At 60.4% G+C, this 22,384-nt stretch carries 25 protein-coding genes; 8 read left to right on the forward strand and 17 right to left on the reverse strand.

Annotation, left to right across the window (positions count from 1 at the left end):
* Positions 1-155: 155 nt before the first annotated feature.
* Positions 156-443 carry an encapsulin-associated ferritin-like protein gene (locus tag LPB19_RS04960; protein WP_206645000.1) on the forward strand — a complete coding sequence of 96 codons (288 nt, stop codon included), beginning with the start codon at positions 156-158 and terminating at the stop codon, positions 441-443.
* A gap of 75 nt (positions 444-518) precedes the next feature.
* Here the strand turns inward: LPB19_RS04960 and LPB19_RS04965 are convergent, their stop codons facing one another.
* The 11 genes from LPB19_RS04965 to LPB19_RS05015 all read right to left on the reverse strand — a co-directional run bounded on the left by LPB19_RS04965 (position 519) and on the right by LPB19_RS05015 (position 10,878).
* Positions 519-1,247, reverse strand: a complete 729-nt coding sequence (locus LPB19_RS04965) for a proteasome-type protease (RefSeq protein ID WP_206645001.1) — start codon at positions 1,245-1,247, stop codon at positions 519-521.
* Between the two features lie 95 nt (positions 1,248-1,342).
* Positions 1,343-2,125, reverse strand: coding sequence for a transglutaminase family protein (locus LPB19_RS04970; RefSeq protein ID WP_206645002.1), 783 nt, complete (start codon positions 2,123-2,125; stop codon positions 1,343-1,345).
* Entirely contained in the window at positions 2,125-3,063 is a 939-nt protein-coding gene (locus tag LPB19_RS04975; RefSeq protein ID WP_228289216.1) for an alpha-E domain-containing protein, read from the reverse strand. Before LPB19_RS04975 ends, LPB19_RS04970 begins: the two co-directional genes overlap by 1 nt.
* A complete protein-coding gene (locus tag LPB19_RS04980; RefSeq protein WP_206645003.1) occupies positions 3,060-4,490 on the reverse strand; it encodes a circularly permuted type 2 ATP-grasp protein in 1,431 nt (476 codons plus the stop codon). Before LPB19_RS04980 ends, LPB19_RS04975 begins: the two co-directional genes overlap by 4 nt.
* Positions 4,491-4,708: 218 nt before the next feature.
* A complete protein-coding gene (locus LPB19_RS04985) occupies positions 4,709-5,917 on the reverse strand; it encodes an ammonium transporter (protein ID WP_206645004.1) in 1,209 nt (402 codons plus the stop codon).
* Between the two features lie 208 nt (positions 5,918-6,125).
* Positions 6,126-7,073 carry a MotB family protein gene (locus LPB19_RS04990; RefSeq protein WP_206645005.1) on the reverse strand — a complete coding sequence of 316 codons (948 nt, stop codon included), beginning with the start codon at positions 7,071-7,073 and terminating at the stop codon, positions 6,126-6,128.
* A 2-nt stretch (positions 7,074-7,075) separates the two neighbouring features.
* Positions 7,076-7,858, reverse strand: coding sequence for a MotA/TolQ/ExbB proton channel family protein (locus LPB19_RS04995; RefSeq protein WP_206645006.1), 783 nt, complete (start codon positions 7,856-7,858; stop codon positions 7,076-7,078).
* A gap of 59 nt (positions 7,859-7,917) precedes the next feature.
* On the reverse strand, positions 7,918-8,346 hold the full coding sequence (locus LPB19_RS05000) for a YkvA family protein (protein ID WP_206645007.1): 429 nt from the start codon (positions 8,344-8,346) through the stop codon (positions 7,918-7,920).
* Between the two features lie 73 nt (positions 8,347-8,419).
* Complete coding sequence (locus LPB19_RS05005) at positions 8,420-9,019, reverse strand: tRNA-uridine aminocarboxypropyltransferase (protein WP_206645008.1); 600 nt, start codon at positions 9,017-9,019, stop codon at positions 8,420-8,422.
* Positions 9,020-9,058: 39 nt separating this feature from the next.
* On the reverse strand, positions 9,059-9,556 hold the full coding sequence (locus LPB19_RS05010; protein ID WP_206645009.1) for a DUF6231 family protein: 498 nt from the start codon (positions 9,554-9,556) through the stop codon (positions 9,059-9,061).
* Positions 9,553-10,878, reverse strand: coding sequence for a DASH family cryptochrome (locus tag LPB19_RS05015; RefSeq protein WP_206645010.1), 1,326 nt, complete (start codon positions 10,876-10,878; stop codon positions 9,553-9,555). The genes LPB19_RS05010 and LPB19_RS05015 overlap by 4 nt, the downstream gene beginning before the upstream one ends.
* A 174-nt stretch (positions 10,879-11,052) precedes the next feature.
* On the opposite strand from LPB19_RS05015, the gene LPB19_RS05020 reads away from it, so the two are divergent.
* On the forward strand, positions 11,053-12,165 hold the full coding sequence (locus LPB19_RS05020; RefSeq protein WP_206645011.1) for an S-(hydroxymethyl)glutathione dehydrogenase/class III alcohol dehydrogenase: 1,113 nt from the start codon (positions 11,053-11,055) through the stop codon (positions 12,163-12,165).
* 23 nt (positions 12,166-12,188) lie between these two features.
* On the opposite strand, the gene LPB19_RS05025 is transcribed toward LPB19_RS05020, so the two are convergent.
* Positions 12,189-13,214: a peptidoglycan -binding protein gene (locus LPB19_RS05025; RefSeq protein ID WP_206645012.1), complete on the reverse strand. Its 1,026-nt coding sequence runs from the start codon at positions 13,212-13,214 to the stop codon at positions 12,189-12,191.
* A complete protein-coding gene (locus LPB19_RS05030; protein WP_206645013.1) occupies positions 13,211-13,939 on the reverse strand; it encodes a MotA/TolQ/ExbB proton channel family protein in 729 nt (242 codons plus the stop codon). Before LPB19_RS05030 ends, LPB19_RS05025 begins: the two co-directional genes overlap by 4 nt.
* Positions 13,940-14,041: 102 nt before the next feature.
* Between LPB19_RS05030 and LPB19_RS05035 the strand changes: the two genes are divergently transcribed.
* Positions 14,042-14,515, forward strand: coding sequence for an acyl-CoA thioesterase (locus LPB19_RS05035; protein WP_206645014.1), 474 nt, complete (start codon positions 14,042-14,044; stop codon positions 14,513-14,515).
* Here the strand turns inward: LPB19_RS05035 and LPB19_RS05040 are convergent.
* On the reverse strand, positions 14,503-15,186 hold the full coding sequence (locus LPB19_RS05040; RefSeq protein WP_206645015.1) for a type 1 glutamine amidotransferase domain-containing protein: 684 nt from the start codon (positions 15,184-15,186) through the stop codon (positions 14,503-14,505). The two genes, LPB19_RS05035 and LPB19_RS05040, sit on opposite strands and share 13 nt — an antisense overlap.
* 220 nt (positions 15,187-15,406) lie before the next feature.
* On the opposite strand from LPB19_RS05040, the gene LPB19_RS05045 reads away from it, so the two are divergent.
* Positions 15,407-16,789: a ribonuclease J gene (locus LPB19_RS05045; RefSeq protein ID WP_206645016.1), complete on the forward strand. Its 1,383-nt coding sequence runs from the start codon at positions 15,407-15,409 to the stop codon at positions 16,787-16,789.
* Positions 16,790-16,894: 105 nt separating this feature from the next.
* Positions 16,895-17,326 (forward strand): hotdog fold thioesterase, encoded by a 432-nt coding sequence (locus LPB19_RS05050; protein WP_206645017.1) that lies wholly within the window; start codon positions 16,895-16,897, stop codon positions 17,324-17,326.
* Here LPB19_RS05050 and LPB19_RS05055 read toward each other — a convergent pair.
* Positions 17,323-18,651, reverse strand: a complete 1,329-nt coding sequence (locus LPB19_RS05055) for an HD-GYP domain-containing protein (RefSeq protein WP_206645018.1) — start codon at positions 18,649-18,651, stop codon at positions 17,323-17,325. The genes LPB19_RS05050 and LPB19_RS05055 overlap by 4 nt on opposite strands.
* A 154-nt stretch (positions 18,652-18,805) precedes the next feature.
* On the opposite strand from LPB19_RS05055, the gene LPB19_RS05060 reads away from it, so the two are divergent.
* Entirely contained in the window at positions 18,806-19,480 is a 675-nt protein-coding gene (locus LPB19_RS05060; RefSeq protein ID WP_206645019.1) for a hypothetical protein, read from the forward strand.
* A 3-nt stretch (positions 19,481-19,483) separates the two neighbouring features.
* Here the strand turns inward: LPB19_RS05060 and LPB19_RS05065 are convergent, their stop codons facing one another.
* Positions 19,484-20,215, reverse strand: coding sequence for a sulfite exporter TauE/SafE family protein (locus LPB19_RS05065; protein WP_206645020.1), 732 nt, complete (start codon positions 20,213-20,215; stop codon positions 19,484-19,486).
* A 106-nt stretch (positions 20,216-20,321) separates the two neighbouring features.
* On the opposite strand from LPB19_RS05065, the gene LPB19_RS05070 reads away from it, so the two are divergent.
* Positions 20,322-20,789 (forward strand): YchJ family protein, encoded by a 468-nt coding sequence (locus LPB19_RS05070; RefSeq protein WP_206645021.1) that lies wholly within the window; start codon positions 20,322-20,324, stop codon positions 20,787-20,789.
* A gap of 85 nt (positions 20,790-20,874) precedes the next feature.
* On the forward strand, positions 20,875-21,879 hold the full coding sequence (locus LPB19_RS05075) for a DUF2235 domain-containing protein (protein WP_206645022.1): 1,005 nt from the start codon (positions 20,875-20,877) through the stop codon (positions 21,877-21,879).
* Here the strand turns inward: LPB19_RS05075 and LPB19_RS05080 are convergent.
* Positions 21,870-22,247, reverse strand: a complete 378-nt coding sequence (locus tag LPB19_RS05080) for a thiol-disulfide oxidoreductase DCC family protein (protein WP_206645023.1) — start codon at positions 22,245-22,247, stop codon at positions 21,870-21,872. The two genes, LPB19_RS05075 and LPB19_RS05080, sit on opposite strands and share 10 nt — an antisense overlap.
* Positions 22,248-22,384: the final 137 nt, after the last annotated feature.

A 22,384-nucleotide genomic window follows, 5' to 3' on the forward strand; every position in this document is an offset into this window, starting at 1 on the left:
CCGCTGAGCGAACGTCGCCGGTTGGCGGCGTTCCCGCCAACTCTTATCTTGGGTCTAGACTGTAAGTTGCCGCTTAACCCGTGCCGCACTGCTCGACCACCGCGGCCGGGTGGGCGATTCCGATTCGCTTCTGCCAACTTACACGAGGAACGGCCATGTCTAACGAAGGTTATCACGAGCCCATCTCTGAACTCTCAGACCAGACAAGAGATATGCACAGAGCGATCACCTCGCTCATGGAAGAGCTGGAAGCAGTGGATTGGTACAACCAACGCGTGGACGCCTGCAAAAACGCCGAGTTAAAGGCGATTCTTGCGCACAATCGGGATGAAGAAAAGGAGCATGCCGCGATGGTGCTTGAATGGATTCGGCGGCAAGATCCGGATTTTGACAAGGAACTGAAAGACTACCTGTTTACCGATCAACCGATCGCCCATGACTGACCCGCGCTCCGTCACGGAACCGTTGCTCAGAGCAGATCACCGTCACGGTTGAGTGAGCCCGTTATTATCCGGCGCCTATAGCGCCATCGGCGGTGGCGTCAGGCCGGTGAACAGATCCTGAATGCCCTGGTGCCACTGCTGACGGAGCGTCCGGAAGTACTCGCAGTTTTCCTCTACCCGGTGCATCAGGCTGGGCTGCAGTGTGCCTTTGCGGAAAATGGCGATGTCCAGCGGCATGCCGACCGACAGGTTGCTCTTCATGGTGGAGTCAAAGGAGATCAGCGCACTCTGATACGCTCTGTCCAGCGGAGTGTCGTAGGTGACGACCCGATCCAGAATGGGTTTTCCGTACTTGGATTCGCCAATCTGGAAGTAGGGTGTTTCTTCGGTGGCCTCGATGAAGTTGCCTTCCGGGTAGATGTTGAACAGCCGGTGGCCATCGCCCTGAATCTGGCCGCCCAGGACCAGCGAGCAGCTGAAATCGACATGGCTGATCTTGCCATCGGGGTTGTCCCGCTGGATGACCTCGCGCATGGTCTGGCCCACCAGTTCCGCCGCTTCGAACATGGATTCGGCATTGAGAATATTGGGCTCGTTGGTTCCCGCCCGGCGCTCCAGCAGTTTTACCACGCTCTGGCTGGTGGCCAGATTGCCGGCCGACAGCAACACCAGTGACCGCTCGCCCAGCTTCTCGAACAGGTGCATCTTGCGAAAGGTGGCAATGTGATCAAAGCCGGCATTGGTACGGGTGTCGGAGGCAAACACCAGTCCTTCGTCCAGCCGCATCGCTACGCAATAGGTCATTCGGTACTCCTGAGCAGGCGCTGATTATCGGGCGTAATCTAACCACAAGTATGGACGAAGTGTGAGTGTTTTCTTTCGCCTGCTCGGCAACGGGATCACTGCCCGTTTGTTCGTGTTACCCGGGCCAGGGTTTCCATGCGTTCGGTACCGCCCCCGGTGCGCACGCCGCGTACCGGCGCCGCGTCCTGGTAGTCCAGCCCCACCGCCAGTTTGATGTGGCTTTCCGCCACGTTCAGGGTATTGACGACATCAAAGGTGTGCCAGTTGCTGCCAATCCAGGCTTCGGCCCAGGCGTGGGTGGCGACGTGGTCATCGTCTGCCGCGTGTATGTAACCGCTTACATAGCGCGCCGGTACGCCGATATGGCGGCAACAGGCAATAAACACGTGGGTGTGGTCCTGGCAGACGCCCTCTTTCTGCTGGAAAGCTTCCCGGGCGGTGTGGGTGACGGTGGTGGCCCCGGGGGTAAAGGTGATGTGGTCGCGGAGGTGATTCATCAGCTTGATCAGGCTGCGCTTGTTGGGCGAGTACTCATTGGCGAAGGCCTTGAGTGCATCATCGGCCTCGGTCAGGTCGGTCTGACGCAGAAATACCTGGGGCGGGAAGGGCGAGTCGTCCCTGGTCAGCGGTTTGCCGGTCAGGTCTACCACGCCTTCGGCGGTCAGGGTGATTTCCGGTGCCGCGTTGGTCAGGGTCATGACCGTCACCAGGTTGCCGAAACCGTCCACCATCTGGCTGGTTTCGCCCGGCGTGTTCAGCTTCCAGTCGTGAATGCGCTGCTGCGGTGTGGTGCGTGGGGTCAGCCGGATGTACTGAATGCTGTCCTCGATGGGCGACTCGTAGGTGTAACGGGTCTCGTGGCGAATCGACAGTCTCATTATTTGCCTCCCATGAAGTCGTGCCGGATCTGTTCGGTGATGCCCTCAATCCGCTCGAGGAAGTCCACCAGATACTCGTGCAGCCCCCGTTCAGCGATGTAGTCCCGGTCGCCGTAGCGAATGTTGGCGTACAGGCTGGATGAGAGCCGGCGAGAGCGGCGACCGGTTTCACCCTCGATTTCTTCCAGCAGGCTGGCGATTTCCTGCAGGCAGCTGCGCAGTGAGCGGGGGAGATCCGGGTTCAGAACCAGCAACTCGGCAACGTTCATCGGCTCCAGTTCGTGGCCGTAGGTGTTCTGATAGGCCTCGAAGGCGGCCAGCGAGTGCAGTACCGCTGTCCATTCGAAAAACGACTGGGTGGAGTTCTCGTCCATGGATTTCATCGCCATGACGTAGCGGATATCCAGTACCCGGGCAGTGGTGTCGGCCCGCTCGATGAAGGTGCCAAGCCGCAGGAAGTGGAACGCATCGTTGCGCAGCAGGGTACCGTAGGCCGCGCCCCGGAACATGTGGGAGCGTTCCCGGATCCAGTCGAATACCTGGCTGGCGTTGGATTCGGTAATGCCCTGCTTGCGCAGGTCTTTCATGTCCAGCCAGGCCTGGTTGATGCTTTCCCACACATCGGCGGACAGGTTGCCGCGAACGTGCAGGGCGTTGTCGCGGGCACCGCGGATCATGCTGTAAAGGCTGGCGTGGTGGCGGTCATCCAGCACCAGGAAATCCAGCAGGTTCTGCGGGGTGATTTCGGAATGGTACTCGTAGAACGTTTCTGTAGCACCGGTGACCAGCAAGGGCACCGAGAGCTGTTCCACCCGGTCTTCAGGCACATCAATCAGCGCCATGGTCAGGCTCATGTCCAGCAGGCGGGCCTGGCTCTCGGCGCGCTCCAGGTATCTGGCCATCCAAAACAGGCTGAATGCAGCGCGACTCAGCATCATAGGTCGTCCTCCAGTACCCAGGTGTCTTTGGTGCCGCCACCCTGCGACGAGTTCACCACCAGCGAACCCTGCTTCAGGGCAACCCGGGTCAGCCCGCCCGGTACCATCTGGATTTTCTTGCCAGACAGCACAAACGGCCGCAGGTCCAGGTGCCGTGGCGCCACGCCCTCATCCACAAACGTCGGGCAGGTGGAGAGGCTCAGCGTGGGCTGGGCAATGTAGTCGTCCGGGCGTGCCTTGAGCAGGCTGCGGAATTGGGCGATTTCCTTCTGGCTGGCCTTGGGGCCAATCAGCATGCCGTAACCACCGGCACCCTGGGCTTCTTTCACCACCAGTTCGTCCAGATGGTCCAGCACATACTGCAGATCTTTCGGTTTGCGGCACTGCCAGGTAGGAACGTTCTTCAGAATGGGCTCTTCGTCCAGATAGAAACGGATCATGTCTGGCACATAGGGGTAGATGGACTTGTCGTCGGCAACCCCGGTGCCCATGGCGTTGGTCAGCACCACGTTACCGGTGCGGTATGCGGAGTACAGACCGGGCACGCCGAGCATGGATTGGGGGTTGCCGGCCAGCGGATCGAGGAAATCGTCGTCGATCCGGCGGTAGATCACGTCCACCTGCTGCGGGCCAACGGTGGTTTTCATGAAGACCTTGTTCTGATGGACGAACAGGTCCGCGCCCTCTACCAGTTCCACGCCCATTTGGCGGGCCAGGAAGGCATGTTCGAAATAGGCGCTGTTGAAGCGCCCCGGGGTCAGCACCACGACGGTTGGGTCCGGCTTGAGGGATGCGGCCCGAAGCGTTTCACCCAGCAGGTTCGGATAGTGGTCGATCGGTGCCACCGGGCTGTGGGCGAACAGCTCCGGGAACAGACGCATCATCATGCGCCGGTTTTCCAGCATATAAGAGACCCCGCTGGGGCACCGCAGGTTGTCCTCCAGCACATAAAAGTCGCCGTCGCTGTGGCGAATCAGGTCAATGCCGGCGATGTGGCAGTACAGGTTGCGGGGCAGCTTCAGTGCCTGCATGCCGGGCTGGTACTGGGGGTTGGCAAACACCTGCTCGGCACTGATCACCCCGGCTTTGACGATGTCGAAATCGTGGTAGATGTCGAACAGGAATTTGTTCAGCGCGTTGACCCGCTGGCGCAGGCCGGCCTGCAGTTTGTGCCAGTCGCTGGCCGAGATCACCCGGGGAATCAGGTCGAACGGGATCAGCCGGTCGGCACCCTGCTCTTCACCATAGACGTTGAAGGTGATGCCCAGACGCTGGAACAGCACATTGGCTTCCCGGCGTTTCTCGGCGATCAGATTTTCGTCGGATTTCTCAAGCCACTGCTCCAGCATGCGGCAGTGAGGGCGTACTTTATTGTTCTCGTCGAACAACTCGTCATACAGACCGGGGCCCGGTGTCTGGATATGCATGATTCCGCTCGTCTCCTTCGACGGTGTTCGTTTGTTTCCTCCGTACCAACGGACGAATATCGGGATAAAACAGGCAAATGCCGCGCCAGTTGGGACAATTTTTTCTTTTAAGACATCAGATTAAGAAAACACGACGTTGTGAAGGCTGTCAATTGACTCCGCAAACGAGAACAGGCGATCCGAAGATCGCCTGTTCAGTGTTCGCGGCCGGTGCCGGCTTATTCGAACGAGGTTGCACCAATTCGGTGAATGCTTACGTCCGCGCCTTTGAACTCCTCTTCTTCGGTCAGTCGCAGGCCAGACACAGCATTGACGATGCCGTAGACAATCAGACCGCCCACGAACGCCACCAACACACCGGCCACCGATCCGATGATCTGGGACATCAGGCTGACGCCACCGAGGCCACCCAGGGCTTCCTGGCCGAAGATGCCGCAGGCGATGGCACCCCAGACCCCGCACACACCGTGCAGCGGCCAGACACCCAGTACGTCGTCCAGGCGTTCGATCTTGTCCTGTGCCCACTCGAACAGATAGACGAAGATGGCGCCGGCGATACCGCCGGTGATCAGCGCGCCCACCGGATGCATCAGGTCAGAACCGGCACACACGGCAACCAGGCCCGCCAGTGGCCCGTTATGGATAAAGCCCGGGTCCTTGCGGCCAACCACCATCGCGACCAGCACGCCACCGACCATTGCCATCAGGCTGTTGACGGCCACCAGGCCGCTGATGCCGTCGAGAGTCTGGGCGGACATCACGTTGAAGCCGAACCAGCCCACAGTCAGGATCCAGGCGCCCAGCGCCAGGAAGGGGATGTTGGACGGTGCGAAGGCGACAACACGACCGTTGCGATAGCGGCCGGAACGGGCGCCCAGCAACAGAACCGCGGCCAGGGCAATCCAGCCACCAACGGCGTGCACCACAACGGAACCGGCAAAATCGTGGAAAGATGCACCAAACTGGTTCTCCAGCCAGCTCTGGAAACCGTAGTTGCCGTTCCAGATCAGGCCTTCAAAGAACGGATACACAAAGGCGACGATCAGACCGGAGGCAATCAGCATGGGGTAGAACCGGGCGCGCTCGGCAATGCCGCCGGAGACAATCGCGGGGATCGCGGCGGCGAAGGTCATCAGGAAGAAGAACTTTACCAGCTCGTAGCCGTTGCCGGCGGTCAGTTCGCCGGCGCCGGTCATAAAATGGCTGCCGTAAGCAATGTAATAGCCGATGAAGAAATAGGCGACGGCGGAGATGCCGAAGTCGGTCATGATCTTGACCAGCGCGTTAACCTGGTTCTTGTGCCGCACGGTACCAACTTCGAGGAAGGCAAAGCCGGCGTGCATGGCCAGTACCATGATGGCACCGATAAGGATGAACAGCGTGTTGGCGCTTTCGGTCAGGGTGTGTACTGCACTCGCGATGTCCACGGTTTTTCGCTCCTGATGTGAGTTCGGGCCTCTTCCGGGCCGTTTTATGCTTTTGTAGAGTGCATGGAAGCAATATGTGTTCCAAAATGATGCATATCTACCGGTGGTGGGCGATTGGGGTGAGCGGTGGTGGTCGTTGAGCGTGAAAGGCGAGAATTAATGCACCCATATGATGCAGGAGGTTGTAATCTGCACCAAAGTGGATCGATTACCAGGTAAGTGGCGATCGGGCCTCGTCGCGATTTTCCGCAGCCGGCAGAGGCTGAATGTCGATCACCGCGTTTTCCTTTGCCGATTCGGCTTCAATCAGTTCACGCAGCTCCAGTTCGCGCTCTTGCAGCGGGCCGGAAAGGTCGACAATGATTTCGACGCGCCGGTTCTTGGCGCGGTTGTCTGCAGAGGTGTTGGGTACCCGGGGCCGGGTGTCGGCCAGGCCTTTGACCGCCAGACGCGTCGGTTCGACGTCTTCCGTCGCCAGCAGCACATTGGCCACGGCCGCCGCCCGGGCGGCAGACAGATCCCAGTTGCTGTAAAAACGGGAGGTGCGGATGGGGACGTCGTCGGTGTGCCCCTCCACCATCAGGTCGCCGGGCATCTTGGCCAGCACAGTGGCCATGTCCAGCAGCAGACCCTCGAATTCCCAGGTCAGCTGTGCCGAACCGGAGGCAAAGGAGCCTTTCTCTTCCACCCGGATAACGATGCGGCGCTGGTCCTGCGCCACGTTTACCCGGCCCTCGGCGATGGGGTCCTCAAGAATGGCGAGTACGCTGCGGGTTTTTTGGTCCAGGTCTTGCTGAATGGCCGCTGCAACGGCCTTTTCGGTCGCGCTTTCGGTAGGGCTCTTGAGGGTTTGCAGTTCCGGCGCTTCCTCGGTGGTGGTCTGGCGAACCTGATTCACTACCGTGGGCTCGGGTTGGGCCGGCGAGAACTTGTCGAAAATGGGGCTGGTGCCCTTGGGAATCTCCAGCGCTTCGACATCGCGCTGGACGCCAAAGGCCTTGGCCATTTCGCCGGCGATTTGCTTGAACTTGTGTGCATCGATCTCGGAAAACGACAGCAGCAGCACGAAAAAGCACATCAGCAGGGACATCAGGTCCGCAAAAGTGACGACCCAGGCAGGAATGCCGGGTTTTTCCTCTTCAGGCAGATCATCCATGGTCAGCCAACCGCCGTCTCGGGTTCGCCCTCGATATCCTTATTGCGCTCTTTGGGGGGCAGGTAGCTCGACAGCAGTTGCTCCACCACGCGGGGGTTGGTGCCCGCCTGAATAGCAACCAGGGCATCGATGTACAGGGATTGCATGCGGGCTTCTTCGGTCATCCGAAGCGACAGTTTGTCGGCAATCGGATTGGCAATCATGGTGGCCAGAATCGCACCGTACAGGGTGGTCAACAGGGCGACGGCCATGGCCGGTCCGATGGACTTCGGATCTTCCATATTGGACAGCATCTGCACCAGGCCGATCAGCGTACCGATCATGCCCATGGCGGGACCCACGTCGGCCAGGGCGGTAAAGACCTTGGCGCCCGACCGGTTGTGTTCCAGGGTCATCAGGCGCTCTTTGTTCAGCACCTGCTTGATGGTGTCGCCGTCCTGGCCATCCACCAGCATTTGCACGCCTTTTTCCAGAAACGGCGAGCCAAAGGTTTTCCCATCCAGCCCGAGCACGCCCTCCCTGCGGGAGACCTGTGCCACATCCACCAGCTCTTCGATGGCCGCACGGGTGCCAGGCAGCTTGAATTTGAAGGCCCTCGCCGCCGCCCCAAAGGCGCCGAAAAACTGGGCGAAACTGAATTTGGCCAGCACCACGAACAGGCTGCCCGCAATCACGATCAACAGCGACGGCGGATTGATGAACACGTCGGGCGACACGCCCAGAATGACGGCAGCCGAAATCAGCAGAATGGCGCCAACAAGGCCTATAAGAGTGGCGAAATCCACGGTCTCTCCGAAATACAGCTCTGAAAATCAGGAAAGGTTAAGGGGGCGACTGCCGCCAATCAACTTGGATCGAGTGTCGGTTTGTCGCTTTCTTGTTGCTCGGTATGTTCTTTCCACGCGGCGTAGGCATGCAGGTCAGACTCGAACAGTTTCAGGCACAGCGCCACCACGCCGGCATCGTCAAGGAAGCCAACGCCGAAGACCAGGTCCGGAATTACATCCAGCGGGTTCAGCACGTACAGCAGTGCCCCGGCCACCGCTGCGATGGTTTTCCACGGCACGCTGCGGTAGTTGCCGTACCAGTAATCCCGGATCATCGAGAACATCAGCCGGATGTCGGTGCCAAAGCGCTCCAGCCTGCCGCTGTTCTTGACCTTCTCCTCAATCGTTTTCTGCCGGTCCAGCAGGACTTCCAGATCGTCCCGATTGACCTTGGCGGATTCTTCATTGAGTTGTTTCTCGGCGCTTTTTTGGCTGAACAGTGCCATGAACAAACATCCTATTTACAGGTTGATGCCTCATGATCGCTCAAGCCCGGCCGGTTGCCAACCGGCATTGGCCTCAGCGGGGCGGGTAATGATGGCGCAAATGATCGGGTATCTGGGCCAGTTGCTTGTCGACCAGGGCATCCATGGCCTGGCCAATGGGGGCGCTGTTGGTCGTGGGTTCCACTACCTGAAGCAGGTAGTGCACCGCTTCGGCGGTGGACAGGGCTTCTGGCCCCGGCGCCTTTCGGATGATGTAGCGAGACCGGGGCGCTTGCTGAAAATGAAACGCCGGCAGCGCCTGCAGCCCGGGGTTGGAGTGCAGTATCCGCGCTGCCTTGCGCCAGGTTCCGTCCAGCACAAGCCAGTGCTTGACGTCAGCAAGCTCGGCCTGCTCCAGCGACTGACTGCCGGGCCCGGGGTACAGCAGCGCGGCGTTCGCTGTTCCGGTAGCGATGTCAAAACCGGCCTGTGCAAACTGCTCCGGGGTTTCGCCTACCACCACGTGAATCCGCTCCAGACACTGCTGCAGGACGCGCACCGTGCCTTTTGGCCGGTCTACTTCCGTGGGGTGTTGCAGCACGGTGATCGGAGTCTGATTCGACACCCGTTGGCAGTGCGCGCACACGCATATGTTGAGGTGCAGGTTGCAATGGGGACATAGGTGACGGGGCATGGTGGGGTCAGGGCGTCTCTGTTTCCTGCTGGCAGCGGGTCACCACCAGGCTTTGCCCCACATTTCCGGGTTGGCCCAGTGTTTGGGGTTATTCCATTGCCGCTTGTGATTGTAGTTGTCGAGGTTGTAGGTGTAGAGCGTGACCGTTCCGTCACGCTGTTCCAGTTCGGTGTGGCGTCGAAATCCCAGGCCGAGGAAGTCCTTGAAGGCCCAATCCGGCGACTCACCGGCCAGCACGGCTATCTGGTGGGTGCCGTAGTTGCGCAGCTGGCCCAGGAACAGGGCACCTTCGTCGAAGGGCAGATGCTCAAGGGTATCCGAGACCAGCGCCAGGTCATGCACCGAATTCAGCGGCAGGTCCGAATTGGGATCTTTCGGATCAATGCGTGACATCCGCGTGTTCTTGCTGTGCTGATGCCAGTGTTCGCCCACGGTGTCGGCGGTGGCCCCGCAGCACAGCAGGGATTCGGGCTGGCAGGTATCGAGAATGCTTGCCAGCACCTGTTGCAACAGAGAATCGTAATTCGGGTTCGTCATGAAATCGGCCAGTCCGCTGCGTCCACTGAATACAAGCCCACGGGTTGTTCGGCATGACCGCCCCAGCGCTCAATGAATGTGCCGTGGGGGTCGTACTGGGCGGCCTGTTTGTCGAGGTTGAAACGCCTCAGGCCCCGCGGGTCCGCGCCAACGCCGGCAAGATACTGCCAGTTGCCGTAATTGCTGGCTACATCATAGTCGATCAGCTGCTGTTCGAACCAGGCGGCGCCGTAGCGCCAGTCGAGCTCGAGTTCATTGACAAAGCAGCTGGTCACCAGCTGCCTGGCCCGATTGCTCATGTACCCGGTTTCCCGCAGCTGATTCATGGCGGCGTTCACCAGTGGGTATTCGGTGTTGCCTTCGCACCAGGCTTTGAACCGCTGCGGATAGAAGCTGGCCGGTCGTTGCTTGCGCTGCACTCCGTCGCGCCGGAACAGGGCCGCGCCGTGTTTCAGGGCATACCAGTAGAAATATTCCCGCCAGAGCAGCTCGAACCACAGCCAATAGGTGGATTCGTTGCTGGTTTCCTGGCGTTCATAGTCGCAGATGGTTTCGACCACCTCCCGCACGGACAGTGAGCCATTGGCCAGCCAGGGCGAGAATTTCGAGGAATTGTCCCAGCCATCCAGTTCGTTGCGGGTCTCCTTGTACTGGGCGATGCCATGGGTGGTGAAGGAAAAGCGCTGCAGCTGGGCCAGGCCGGCCTCCTCGCCGCCGGCAAACCGGCTCGGATGCCGCGGTTCGGCAATGGGCGGGCATTCGCCCCGGTTGTCCTCCGGGAAGCCGGGTGGCGGCGGCAGGGCCGAGTGGGTGCGAATGCGCAGTAACTCGGAGCAGCGCTCGCCGCTTTTTTCCACCAATTTCCGGAACTGTGAGAAGGTGTCCGGCAGTTCCGCAAGGGTCATGGGCAGTGTGGACTGGGTAAACAGGCTGAGGGTTTCGAACTGCTGGCACAGGGTGTCGGGCAATCGTTCCTTGATCACCCGCCACTGCTGGGCCTCCCGTGTTCCCGGAAGCCGGGAGCGGATGACCCGGCCAAGCCTGTGCCGGTGCACCAGGTCCGGAATCACATCCTCCGGGTGGCCACAGGCAATGTGCAGTCGCTGGCCCGCGGGCCTCAGGCTGCGCTCCAGCGACATCAGGCTCTGCCACAGAAAGCGCCAGCGATGTTCGCCCATCGACAGGCATTGACGCTGACCAGGCTGGAACCAGCGCGGGTCCACCACGAACACGCAGAGCAACAGATCGGATTTCGCCGCAGCCAGCAGGGCCGCGTTGTCATGCAGGCGCAGATCCCGGGTAAACCAGTAAAGGGTGTTCACGCAGGCTCCTTGGTCAGGATGTCGAATTCGGTGTGTCTATGTGTTTACGTGAGCTGGCCCTCGAGGGATTAGCCGGGCCATTTCTGCGCGCTGCCGGAAACCGCCGTGCCGAACCCGTCCCGGCTGCTACAGTTAGTAGGACATCTGCCCTGTCGCCTGCCTGGAGGACTTGCCGTGATCAAATCCCGCGCTGCCGTTGCGTTTGCTCCCAATCAGAAACTGGAAATCGTCGAAGTGGATGTTGCGCCGCCCAAGCGGGGCGAGGTTCTGGTTCGCATTGTGGCAACGGGGGTGTGCCACACCGACGCCTATACGCTGTCCGGTGCGGACCCGGAAGGGCTTTTTCCCACCATTCTCGGGCACGAGGGCGGCGGGATTGTGGAGGCGGTCGGCGAGGGCGTGACCAGTGTGGAAGTGGGCGACCATGTGATTCCGCTCTACACCGCCGAGTGCGGCCAGTGCAAGTTCTGCACCTCGGGAAAAACCAACCTGTGCAGCTCGGTTCGAGCTACCCAGGGCCAGGGCGTGATGCCGGATGGCACCTCACGCTTCAGCTACCAGGGCCAGACGCTGTACCACTACATGGGCACGTCCACGTTCTCCGAATACACCGTGCTGGCGGAGGTGTCGGTGGCCAGGATTCCCAAGGATGCCCCGCTGGACAAGGTGTGCCTGCTCGGATGCGGGGTCACCACAGGCATTGGTGCGGTGCTTAACACCGCCAAGGTCGAAGCAGGCGCAACGGTGGCCATTTTCGGACTGGGAGGCATCGGTCTGGCGGCCATCCTGGGTGCCACCATGGCCAAAGCCGGCCGGATTATTGCCATCGACATTAATCCAGAGAAGTTCGACATTGCCCGCCAGCTTGGCGCGACGGACGTGGTTAATCCCAACGATTACGACAAGCCCATTCAGGAAGTCATCGTCGATATGACCGATGGTGGGGTGGATTACTCCTTCGAGTGCATCGGCAATGTGAAGGTGATGCGCGCCGCGCTGGAATGTTGTCACAAGGGCTGGGGCGAGTCGGTCATTATCGGCGTGGCCGGCGCCGGCGAGGAAATCTGTACCCGCCCCTTCCAGCTGGTCACCGGTCGGGTCTGGCGCGGGAGCGCGTTTGGCGGTGTGAAGGGCAGAACCGAGTTGCCGGACTATGTGGCCAGGGCCCAGAGCGGCGATATTCCGCTCGATGTGTTCATCACCCACAACATGCCGTTGGCGGATATCAACAAGGCCTTTGATTTGATGCACGAGGGCAAAAGCATCCGTACGGTGATTCATTACTGACGGCGAAGGAGCCTGACCGGGCCTCAGCGGTCGGTCAGCTTGATTTCGATGCGGCGGTTTTTCTGCAGGGCTTCCGGTGAGGTGCCGTCGGCGACCGGGAAATACTGCCCGAAGCCTGCCGCCACCATGCGGCGGTCGGGCACTCCCTGCTCGGCCAGATAGCGAACCACCGCCACGGCCCGGGCGGTCGACAGTTCCCAGTTGGAGGGGAATTGCGGTGTGTTGATGGGGATGATATCGGTGTGGCCATCAATGCGCATAATCCAGTCAATGTCGTCCGGGATCGACCGGGCGACATCCAGCAGCACCGCGGCCAGCTTATCCAGCTCCTGCTGACCTTCCGGCCCCAGCTGGGCTGACCCGGATGCGAACAGCAGTTCCGAGGGCAGCAGGAAGCGGTCGCCCACCACCCGGATGTTTTCGTTGGCGGCCAGGATGTCCCTCAGGCGGCCGAAGAATTCCGACTGGTACTGTTCCAGTTGGTTCACCCGCTCGGCCAGCAAGGTGTTCAGGCGCTGGCTCACGTCCTCCAGCTCGCTTTCCCGTTCTGCGGTTTCCTCTTCCTGCAGCTTCAGGGCTGCGGTGATCTTCTGCAGCTGCCGCTGCAACGACACGATCTGATTGGACAGATTCAGGATCAGGGCTTCCTGGCTGGCGGTGAGCTCATTTTTGCCGGCCAGGGTCTCATCCAGACTGGCCAGTCTTTCGGCCTGCGCCTCGCTCTCGGCGGTTCGTTGCATCAACAGGTTGCGGGTGGCGTCCAGCCGGTCCTGAAGCTGGCTGTTTCTGTTCTGGCTGGCACTGAGCTGGTCTTCCAGCACGCCGGCGCGATTGCGCTCCAGTCCGAGCAGGGACGAAATCTCGTCCAGGCGCGCGTTCAGTCGGGCGAGCTCGGTATTGCGCTCGGTCAGGGTCTGGGACAGGAACAGCTGGCTGACCACGTAGATCAGCAGCATGAAAATCACCAGCATCAGCAGTGCCGACAGGGCATCGACATAGCCTGGCCAGGCATTGATCGCGCTTCTGGCGCGGCGCTTGGAACCGATCATGATGGCTGGCTTTCTTCATCCACGATGTCGACGAGGTTGGTAACACCGGTGAGCCATTCCTCAAGGCCATCGTAGAAGCGGTTCTGGGCGTGACCGGCCTGGATATCGAGAAAACCCAGAATCAGCGAGCCGCCCAAACCCAGCAACGAGGAACTGAAGGCCGTGCCCATGCCCTGCAGAGGTGTTTGCAGCCCGGCCTGCAGCTCGGCAAACACTTTGCCGAAATCTTCTTCGCCCATGTTCAGGTTGGTGATGACGTCACCCACGGCGTTGATGGTGCCCAGCAGGCCCCAGAAGGTGCCCAGCAGGCCCAGAAAAATCAGCAGGCTGATGAAATACCGGGTGATCTCCCGTTGTTCGTCCATGCGGGAGTGGATGCCATCCAGCACCGTGCGCAGGGACAGCGTCGACAGCTTGAAGCGATCACGCTTGGATTCCTCGCCCAGTTGCCGCGCCAGGGGTTTCAGCAGCCGGGGTTCCTGAAGCACCGAAAGGCCGGAATGGCCGGTGCGAAACTGGGAAATCCAGCGAAGTTCGGGGAACAGCACCAGTACCTGCCGGTAGGTCATGGCAATGCCCACGATCAGCACGCCGACGATCAGCAGGTTGAATACCCAGTTGGCCATGAACGCCGTCATCAGGGGCTTGTGAATGAGTGCCCCGACCAGCAAAACCACCGCCAGAAACAGCGTCATCCAGAAGAGAGTATGCTTTGGATTACTCATGGCCACGGACCGGAGGTTGAGGGTTTTGAGGTAATCCAAAAAACGTAGCACAGGATGTGCGATGCTGTGGCCAACATTGCCAGGTATTAATTGGAGGGAGTTATGTCGTCAGAACAACCGTTTCGTTTTCGTTTCAGGGTGCGTTACGGGGAATGCGATGCCCAGGGGGTGGTGTTCAATGCCCGCTACGCCGATTACGTGGACATCGCCGTTAACGAATACATCCGTACCGTGTTTGGTGATTATCAGCGACTGCTGGATCAGGACCTAGACGTCCAGGTGGTCAGCCTGACGGTGAACTGGAAGGCATCGGCGCGCTTTGACGATGTGCTGGAAGCCAGGCTTCGCGTCGGTCGCATCGGCAACACGTCGTTCACCCTGCATCTGGAGTTTTACCGCTACGGCGACGACAAATTTATCGCCGACGCGGACATCACTGATGTGCTGGTGCGCTCGTCGAAGATGGAGAAAACCTCCATCCCCGACAACATCCGTGCCCTGCTTGAGGCCGGAGCCCCGGGCGTGCTTATCAGCCACGCCGGGGAGCAGATTGTTGCCAGTGGTCAGGCGCCCTGAAGCGCCTGAACCACAGCCTTGGCCGTGCCTTCCGAGGAGGGCGGGTTCTGGCCGGTAATCAGCTTGCCGTCCACCACAATGTGCGGCGTGAAGTCATCACCACGGGAGTAGTTGCCCATTTTCTCCTGCAGCATATCTTCGAGCAGGAAAGGCACCACATTGGTGAGTCCTACGGCCTCTTCTTCACTGTTGGCGAAGCCGGTGACGTTACGGCCACCGACGATGTTCTGACCGGGTTTTACTTCCACGTCCCGGAATACTGCCGGCGCGTGGCACACTGCACCAATCACCTTGTCCTGCTCGTAGGCTTTCTTGATCAGCGCTACCGAGTCGGCATCGTTGGTCAGATCCCAGAGTGGGCCGTGGCCACCGGGGTAGAAAATGGCGTCGTAGTCGTTCATGTCCACGTCGCTCAGCTTCTTGGTGCTGGCCAGGGCTTCCTTGGCGTGAGCATCCTGTTCGAAGCGGCGGGTGGAGTCGGTCAGGGCGTCCTCGGCCTCACTGTTGGGGTCCACCGGGGGCTGGCCGCCTTTGGGGGACGCGAGGGTAATGTCCGCGCCGGCATCACGGAACACGTAATACGGTGAGGTGAATTCTTCGAGCCAGAAACCGGTTTTGTGCCCGGTATCACCCATTTGCTCGTGGGACGTAAGAACCATCAGAATCTTCATGTTCGCTCCTTCACTTTTTGCGGAAGGGTGAGTGTGCTTGCTTCGCAACCGTGACTAACCTTGGTGTGAAGCAGGGTGATTTCAACCCTGTGTTACGCAATTGTTGGAATAAACGATCTGTCAGGTAAGCGAAGACTCATAGTGTAGTAGGCTGTGTTGTTGCCGGTGTGAAGGCATCACCTCCACCGGCACGCAGGTTTTGACGGCCAGGAAGCTCCCAATGACTCCCGATCAGAATGATTTGTGGTTTCTGCCGCTTGGCGGAACCGGCGAAATCGGCATGAATCTCAACCTCTACGGCCATGATGGCCAGTGGCTGATGGTGGATTGCGGCGTGACCTTCCCCAAGCCTGGGCGGGTGGCAGCGGACGGCAGTGTGCATCACCGGGGCGAGCCGCCGGTGCAGATGGCCGATCCCGCGTTCATCGCCGACCGGCGCGATCAGTTGTCCGGGCTGGTCATCACCCACGCGCATGAGGACCACGTCGGCGCGGTGCCCTATCTCTGGCCGCTGCTGCAATGCCCGATTTACACCAGTCGCTTCACCGCGGAAATCCTGCGGCGCAAACTCGGTGAGTTCGACCTGTTGCACCGGGTGCCCATCATTGAAGTGGATACCGGTGACACCCGCCAGATCGGTCCGTTCAGTGTCCAGTGGCTGGCGCTGACCCACTCCATCCCGGACCCCAACGCGCTGATGATCCGAACGCCGGTGGGACGGATCTTCCACAGCGGTGACTGGAAGCTGGATGACCAGCCGCTGGTGGGCCATGGCTATCGCAAACAGACCTTCACGGACCTGGCCGACGAGGGCGTCGACGCCATGGTCTGTGATTCCACCAACGCCACGGTGGCCGGGCACTCGGTCTCCGAGGCCGCCTTGCACAAAGGGTTGCTGGACGCCGTCAACAGCGCCAGGGGGCGGGTGGTGGTGACCTGCTTCGGCAGTAACATTGCCCGGTTGCATACCCTCGGGATGATCGCCCGGGAAACCGGCCGTTACATGGGCTTGCTGGGCCGCTCGCTGATCAACATGAGTTCAGCCGCCCGGGCGGCCGGGGTGTGGGACAGCAGCGACCGTCTGATCAACCCATCCCATCTGGGTTATTTGCCCCGGGAGGAAGTCCTGGTGGTCGCTACCGGCAGCCAGGGCGAGCCCCGGACCGCGTTGCGTCGGCTCGCCGCTGGCACCCATCCGGATCTGGAGTTGGAGGCCGGTGATACGGTGATCTTCAGTGCCCGGGCGATACCCGGTAATGAGGAAGCCATCGAAGGACTGATCAGCCGGCTGCGGGAGCTGGGAGTTCAGGTGATTACCGCCGAGGAGTCGCCGGTACCCATCCATGCCTCTGGCCATCCGGCGCAGGAGGAGTTGCAGGCCATGTACCAGTGGGTTCGGCCGAAGATCGCTATTCCCGTGCATGGCGAGGCTGAACACATGGATGTCCATGCCGGTATTGCCAAGGGTTGCGGTGTGCCCAAAGCACTGGTGGGCCGCAATGGCGACCTGTTCATGATCCGTCCGGTACCGGGTATGCGCCGGCAGATAGCGGCAACGGGGCGTCTGGGCTGGCTGAAACAGGAGCTGGTTCGGGTCGAATAGGGCAACACGTTCAGGGATAGTCGTTCGCTTGCTATCTGGTTAGACTGTCCCTTCATTTGGACCCTGAACCCGAACCGCAAACGTTGTAAACGGAGTCAAGCCGAGATGGCCATCTGGACACGCACCCCGAATCTGGAACAGCTGGCGGCTGCCAGTAAAAACACCGCCGTTGACTATATGGGTATTGAGTACCTGGAAATTGGTGACGACTTCGTCCGGGGTCGTATGCCGGTGGATGAGCGCACGGTGCAGCCGTTCGGCATTCTTCATGGCGGGGCGTCGGTTTTACTGGCGGAAACCTTGGGCAGCATGGCGGCGAACTGCTGCCTCAAGGACCCGGAAACCGTGGCGGTGGGGCTGGACATCAATGCCAATCACCTGCGCCCGATCAGCAAGGGCTGGGTCTACGGCACCGCGCGGCCCATTCACATTGGCAGCGCGACCCAGGTCTGGGAAATCAGGCTTGAGAACGAAGCAGGCAAGCCCACCTGCATTTCACGGCTGACCATGGCGGTAACCCGCCGGCCCAAGGTTTAAGGGATTATGGGGGCTGGTTTGGAAAAGATCAGTCCCTGTTCGACGAAATCCTTCAGGACCACGCCGTGGGTCCCATCCGGAACTTCCCTGGCAATCTTGTAGACCTCCCCACTGGCGTCTTTCGGGCCCAGCATCAGATCCACGGTGCGGAAGCTGGGTAAGGGGGTTTTATCCGACTCCCTGACCAGCAACACTTTCGGCTTGAGTTTGTGCTGTTTCTGGTTTTCCACCACGATGCCCACTTCGCCATTCATCAGTTCGACAATCGACCCCGGAGGGTACACGCCGATTAACTGAATAAAGGCAACCGCCAGTTCTTCATCGAACTGGGTACCCCGGTGCTTGTGGATAATATCCAGGGCGTGCATCGATGCCCGGCCCTTGTCGTAGATCCGGTTGCTGGTGATGGCGTCGTAGGTGTCCACCAGGCCAACGATCTTGGCGAAGAACGGAATCTGCTGTGCCTGCAGGCCACGGGGGTAGCCCTGGCCATCGATGCGCTCGTGGTGGTTGAAGGCAACGTCCACCGCCATCGTCAGGGAGCGGCTGGTGCTCATCAGAATATTGCGGCCGTGGGTGGTGTGCTCGCGCATGATCTCGAACTCACTGGGGGTCAGGGCCCCGGGTTTGTTCAGGATTTCATTGGGAATCCGGGTCTTGCCCACGTCATGCAGCATGCCACACAGCGACAGGTTGCGAATTTCCTCTTCCAGCAGGCCGAGGTGTTTGCCAAAGGCGGCGCACAGGATCGCCACGTTGAGGCAGTGCTCGGCGGTGTATTCGTCCTGATTCTTGATCTTGGTGAGCAACAGCAAGGCGTTTTCATTGCGCAGTACGCTGTCGACACAGCTGTCCACCACCGCCCTGGCGTTGTTCAGGTCCAGGGTCCGGCCCAGTCGCAGGCCGGACATAATGGACTTGGCCGTCTGCTGGGCATCCTTGAACTTGACCACCGCGGTTTTCATCTCGGTGGCGCTGTCTATCTTGTTCATGTAGTTCACGCGGCGACGAACCGGCTGTGCCCGCGCGGATTTGTCAGACCGACCGGCCGGGCGGCCGCGAAACAGGCCTTTGCGTGGGGCGGATGCTGGCTGCTGGGGCTGCCTGCGGGCGGGCGCTGGTTCGGCCTCCAGCCGCCCCTCGATGAAGACGTAGCTGCACTGCAGCCGCAGGGCTTCAAGCTCGGATTCATCGCGGATCACAAAGCCCTGGATCAGGAAATCGGTTTCTTCCCACGGCTTGTCCAGACGCACCACGTGCATGCCGAGTGACAGCTCGGAGACATGAATGCGTTTTTCTATGGTTTCCTGATGGGCGGTGTGCATCGATTCTGTGGGCCGGTTAATCCTTTAGTCTTATGGTATTTTGGACCCAAATCAGCGTTTTCGGACCACCCCAACTGTAAACTCTGGTTAAATGTTAGTTTGCGAACATACCGGGGCCGGGGGATCGGGGACAGGGCGGTTAAAAGGAGGCAGCATGCATGCGCACACGGTTCGCCTGTGGTGGCTGGCGCTGGCGGCAGCGCTGATTCCGCTGGTCACCATTCATCTGACTTTTCTGGTGTCGGTGCTCGAAGGGCATGTTCCCCTGTGCGTACCCTATTGGGATAGCTGCACCAGCATCAGCCGCACCGGCCGCCACGGCACGGCCTATTTCATTTTCAAGGGTACCATGCTGCCTGCGGCGGTGCTGGGCATGCTGTTCTGGCTACTCAATGGCTTCTGGTTGCGCCATCTGGGGGTTGGACCACGGGCCCGGATCTGGGTACCGCTGCTCGGCGTGACCTCCTGCATGGCGCTGGGAATCTATACGCTGGCCCTGGGCCACGAGGGCGAGGGGTTCAATCTGCTGCGCCGCATTGGCGTGGTGGTGTATCTGTCGTTTACCTTTTTGTGCGAATTGCTGGTCAGCGGGGCGTTGATCCAGCATCCGCGCTGGCAGCGCCAGGGCCAGCGCATGCTGATGCTGTCTGAACTGGTGCTGCTGGTGGGCATTGCCTCGGTGATTCTCAATGGCGTCAGCCCCGAGTTATACCAGCGCACCGATGATGCGTTTGAATGGGTGTTTGCCCTGCTGATCAACCTGCATGCGCTGTGGATTGCCTGGCTCTGGCGCGAGTCGGGTTTTCGGGGCCGGCTCTGGGCAGGCTGATGTTTACAGCGACAGTAGCCCACGAACCAGGGCTGCCACCCCGGCAATGGCCGCGATGGCGAGGATCAACGGTCGCAGGCCTTCGAACGGCAGGCGATTGACCAGCAGCCCTGACAGCCAGAAACCCGCCAGTACGCCCGGAAAAGTGAGCGCAAACAGCGTGAGTTCCCGAATGCCCAGATACCCCGACAACAGCAGGGCGCTAAGGCTGAGAAAACTCGCCACCAGGAAAAACGCGGACATATTGGCGCGCACCAGCGGGCCCCGCTCGTTCTGGTAGATCAGCGCAATGGGCGGGCCGCCCACGGCGGTAATGGTGCCCATATAGGTCGAGGCCGCCCCGGCGTAAACGCTGTTGCGCGGCGTCAGTGCCGGTTTCAGCCCACCAATACTGAGCGCCACGCCCGCCAGGATCAGAATGCCGAAAATCAGCTCAAACCCCTTCGGCGACAACACCATCAGCGTCAGCCAGGCGAGCACGGTACCGGCCAGTCCACCGGCAATGGTGTAGCGCACTTCGCGCACCTGCATCGCCGCCCGGTTCCGGATCAGCATGAGCACGGTCAGGATAACGGCATTGAGGATCAGTGGGCCGGGCAAAAACAGCGGGCTGATCAGAAACAACAGCGGCGCCGAAAGTGTGCCGATGCCATAGCCCGCCACGCCTTGCAGGCAGGCACCGGCCAGAATGGCCAGGTTGGCGAGGGCAATCTGCAGGAGGCTGATGTCGTCCATGGGCATTACCGGGTCTGTCGCAGCCTGCGTTGACGGCACGGCCAGCATGGGTTTGAAACTGCTAGAATTCGGGCCGCCATCAGACCACTTGCAAACGGAAAATACAATGAGCAATCCAGCCAGTCCGGGACCGGACCCTTGCCCCTGCGGTTCTGGCCGTCCCTACCAAGCCTGCTGTCAGCCCGCGCACGCCGGCGCGCCGGCAAAGACCCCGGAAGCACTGATGCGCTCCCGCTACAGCGCCTTTGTGCTCGGGCTGCCGGATTACCTGCTGGCGACCTGGCATGCCAGTACCCGGCCGGCTTCCCTGAGCCTGGAGGATTCGCCCCGGTGGGCCTCCCTGCAGGTGATCGACCATGGTCAGCAGGGTAACTCCGGGCAGGTGCACTTCCGGGCCATTTACCGGACGGCTACCGGCTGGGGGTTTCTGGAGGAACGCTCGGATTTCGTGCGGGAGGCCGGTCGTTGGTTCTACGTGTCTGGTGATACCGACGAGGGCATTCTGAAACCGGGACGGAACGACCCCTGTCCCTGCGGTAGCGGAAAAAAGCACAAGGCCTGTTGCCTGCGCTGAGGTGGGTTCCGGGCCCGCCCTCGTTGCGCTGGGTGCTGGTCTATACTGACCTCCGACGCTTGTTGAACGAGCAAAGGAGGGGATCATGGCCAAACGAATCGTGATCTGCGCCGATGGTACCTGGAACCGTCCGGAAGAAGATCTGCAGAAAGACTACCCCACCAATGTGCTCCGCATGGCGCGGGCCATCCGGCCTGTGGCGGCCGATGGCGCTGATCAGCAAGTGTTTTACGACTGGGGCATCGGTTCCTATTACCAGGCGGTGATTGGCGGCGTGACCGGCCTGGGCATTCACAAGAACATCATGGACGCCTACCGCTACATCGTGCAGAACTACGAACCGGGGGCCGAGCTCTACTTCTTCGGTTTCAGCCGCGGCGCCTACACGGTGCGCTCGCTGTGTGGCCTGATCAACAACTGCGGCATTCTGAAGCGACCCCAGGCGCCGTTGATTCAGGAAGCCTTCGAGCATTACAAACGCACCAGCAAGCCCTTTGCCCCCGATGGTGAACGATCGCTGCAGTTCCGCAAGAAACATTGCCATGCATCCCGGCAGATCAAGTTTGTTGGCGTTTGGGACACGGTGGGTGCGCTCGGGGTGCCGTTTTCGCTGATGGGCCTGTTTGAGCGCACCGATGAGTTCTATGACACCAAGCTCGGCCCGAATGTACGGTTCGCCCGCCATGCCCTGGCGATTGATGAGCGGCGGGAGGATTTTGAGCCCACCATCTGGCTGCCCCGGGACGGGCTCGATCTCAAGCAAGTGTGGTTCGCCGGATCCCACAGCGACATCGGGGGCGGTTACGAACCGGATGAACAAGGCCTGTTCAGCTCGGATATTGCGCTGGAATGGATGATTCAGGAGGCAAAAGCCGCTGACCTGGACATCGAGCCTCATTTGCCGAAGGGCACCAAGCCCGATGCCCGGGCCGCTTTGCACAACTCCCGCCGGCACATTTTCCGGTTCAAAAAGCCGTTGGTCCGGAATCTGACGCCGAAGGGCATTGAAACCAGCATTCATCCATCGGTGCATGAACGCTGGAACAAAGACTCGGACTACCGCCCGCCGAATCTCAAGCTTCAGGACTGATCCGGCGACTGCCCAATGGCGCACTGGTATTTGCGATCGTAACGGCGGTCGGCCCAGGCTGCGTAAATCCGTGAGGCGACCGTGTAGATGCCCGGCCAAAGCAGGGGCTTGAACAGAACACCAAAGCGGGTGTGGGACCAGGCCCTCACGTTTGCCCGCAGGCCAATCACCCAGTCGCCCGACCCCGTTTGCAGGTGCAGCCGGCGCAGCAGCTGTTCCTGACTTGGACGCTCACCGGCATCCGGATCGGGCTGATGAATGTCGACGAACATCAGGCTACCCCTTTGAAGCTTGCGCAGCGTTGCTATCTCTTTGGTGCATAACGGGCAGCTGCCGTCGTAGAACAGCGTGTCGCACTGAGAGCCCATGTTGCCTCCTGTCCGGTCCTTTGGCGGACCATTGACTTCGCTCATTAAGAGTACGTACGCAGCCCCGCAGGTGGATGAACAGGGACTGGTTTTAAACGATCAGACTGACGGCGTGCGGCTGAACCGCGGGCCTTTAC

It is taken from the genome of Marinobacter salinisoli, from assembly GCF_017301335.1.
GTDB classification, from domain to species: Bacteria; Pseudomonadota; Gammaproteobacteria; order Pseudomonadales; family Oleiphilaceae; genus Marinobacter; species Marinobacter salinisoli.

Excerpts from the sequence above, each read along its gene's own strand:
- LPB19_RS04960 (WP_206645000.1), top strand. The coding sequence starts at position 156 with ATGTCTAACGAAGGTTATCACGAGCCCATCTCTGAACTCTCAGACCAG.
- LPB19_RS05055 (WP_206645018.1), bottom strand. The coding sequence starts at position 18,651 with ATGCACACCGCCCATCAGGAAACCATAGAAAAACGCATTCATGTCTCC.
- LPB19_RS05010 (WP_206645009.1), bottom strand. The coding sequence starts at position 9,556 with ATGACGAACCCGAATTACGATTCTCTGTTGCAACAGGTGCTGGCAAGC.
- LPB19_RS05045 (WP_206645016.1), top strand. The coding sequence starts at position 15,407 with ATGACTCCCGATCAGAATGATTTGTGGTTTCTGCCGCTTGGCGGAACC.
- LPB19_RS04975 (WP_228289216.1), bottom strand. The coding sequence starts at position 3,063 with ATGATGCTGAGTCGCGCTGCATTCAGCCTGTTTTGGATGGCCAGATAC.
- LPB19_RS05040 (WP_206645015.1), bottom strand. The coding sequence starts at position 15,186 with ATGAAGATTCTGATGGTTCTTACGTCCCACGAGCAAATGGGTGATACC.
- LPB19_RS05030 (WP_206645013.1), bottom strand. The coding sequence starts at position 13,939 with ATGAGTAATCCAAAGCATACTCTCTTCTGGATGACGCTGTTTCTGGCG.
- LPB19_RS05060 (WP_206645019.1), top strand. The coding sequence starts at position 18,806 with ATGCATGCGCACACGGTTCGCCTGTGGTGGCTGGCGCTGGCGGCAGCG.
- LPB19_RS05075 (WP_206645022.1), top strand. The coding sequence starts at position 20,875 with ATGGCCAAACGAATCGTGATCTGCGCCGATGGTACCTGGAACCGTCCG.
- LPB19_RS04970 (WP_206645002.1), bottom strand. The coding sequence starts at position 2,125 with ATGAGACTGTCGATTCGCCACGAGACCCGTTACACCTACGAGTCGCCC.
- LPB19_RS05070 (WP_206645021.1), top strand. The coding sequence starts at position 20,322 with ATGAGCAATCCAGCCAGTCCGGGACCGGACCCTTGCCCCTGCGGTTCT.
- LPB19_RS04965 (WP_206645001.1), bottom strand. The coding sequence starts at position 1,247 with ATGACCTATTGCGTAGCGATGCGGCTGGACGAAGGACTGGTGTTTGCC.
- LPB19_RS04980 (WP_206645003.1), bottom strand. The coding sequence starts at position 4,490 with ATGCATATCCAGACACCGGGCCCCGGTCTGTATGACGAGTTGTTCGAC.
- LPB19_RS05080 (WP_206645023.1), bottom strand. The coding sequence starts at position 22,247 with ATGGGCTCTCAGTGCGACACGCTGTTCTACGACGGCAGCTGCCCGTTA.
- LPB19_RS05035 (WP_206645014.1), top strand. The coding sequence starts at position 14,042 with ATGTCGTCAGAACAACCGTTTCGTTTTCGTTTCAGGGTGCGTTACGGG.
- LPB19_RS05065 (WP_206645020.1), bottom strand. The coding sequence starts at position 20,215 with ATGGACGACATCAGCCTCCTGCAGATTGCCCTCGCCAACCTGGCCATT.
- LPB19_RS05050 (WP_206645017.1), top strand. The coding sequence starts at position 16,895 with ATGGCCATCTGGACACGCACCCCGAATCTGGAACAGCTGGCGGCTGCC.
- LPB19_RS05000 (WP_206645007.1), bottom strand. The coding sequence starts at position 8,346 with ATGGCACTGTTCAGCCAAAAAAGCGCCGAGAAACAACTCAATGAAGAA.
- LPB19_RS05005 (WP_206645008.1), bottom strand. The coding sequence starts at position 9,019 with ATGCCCCGTCACCTATGTCCCCATTGCAACCTGCACCTCAACATATGC.
- LPB19_RS04990 (WP_206645005.1), bottom strand. The coding sequence starts at position 7,073 with ATGGATGATCTGCCTGAAGAGGAAAAACCCGGCATTCCTGCCTGGGTC.
- LPB19_RS05025 (WP_206645012.1), bottom strand. The coding sequence starts at position 13,214 with ATGATCGGTTCCAAGCGCCGCGCCAGAAGCGCGATCAATGCCTGGCCA.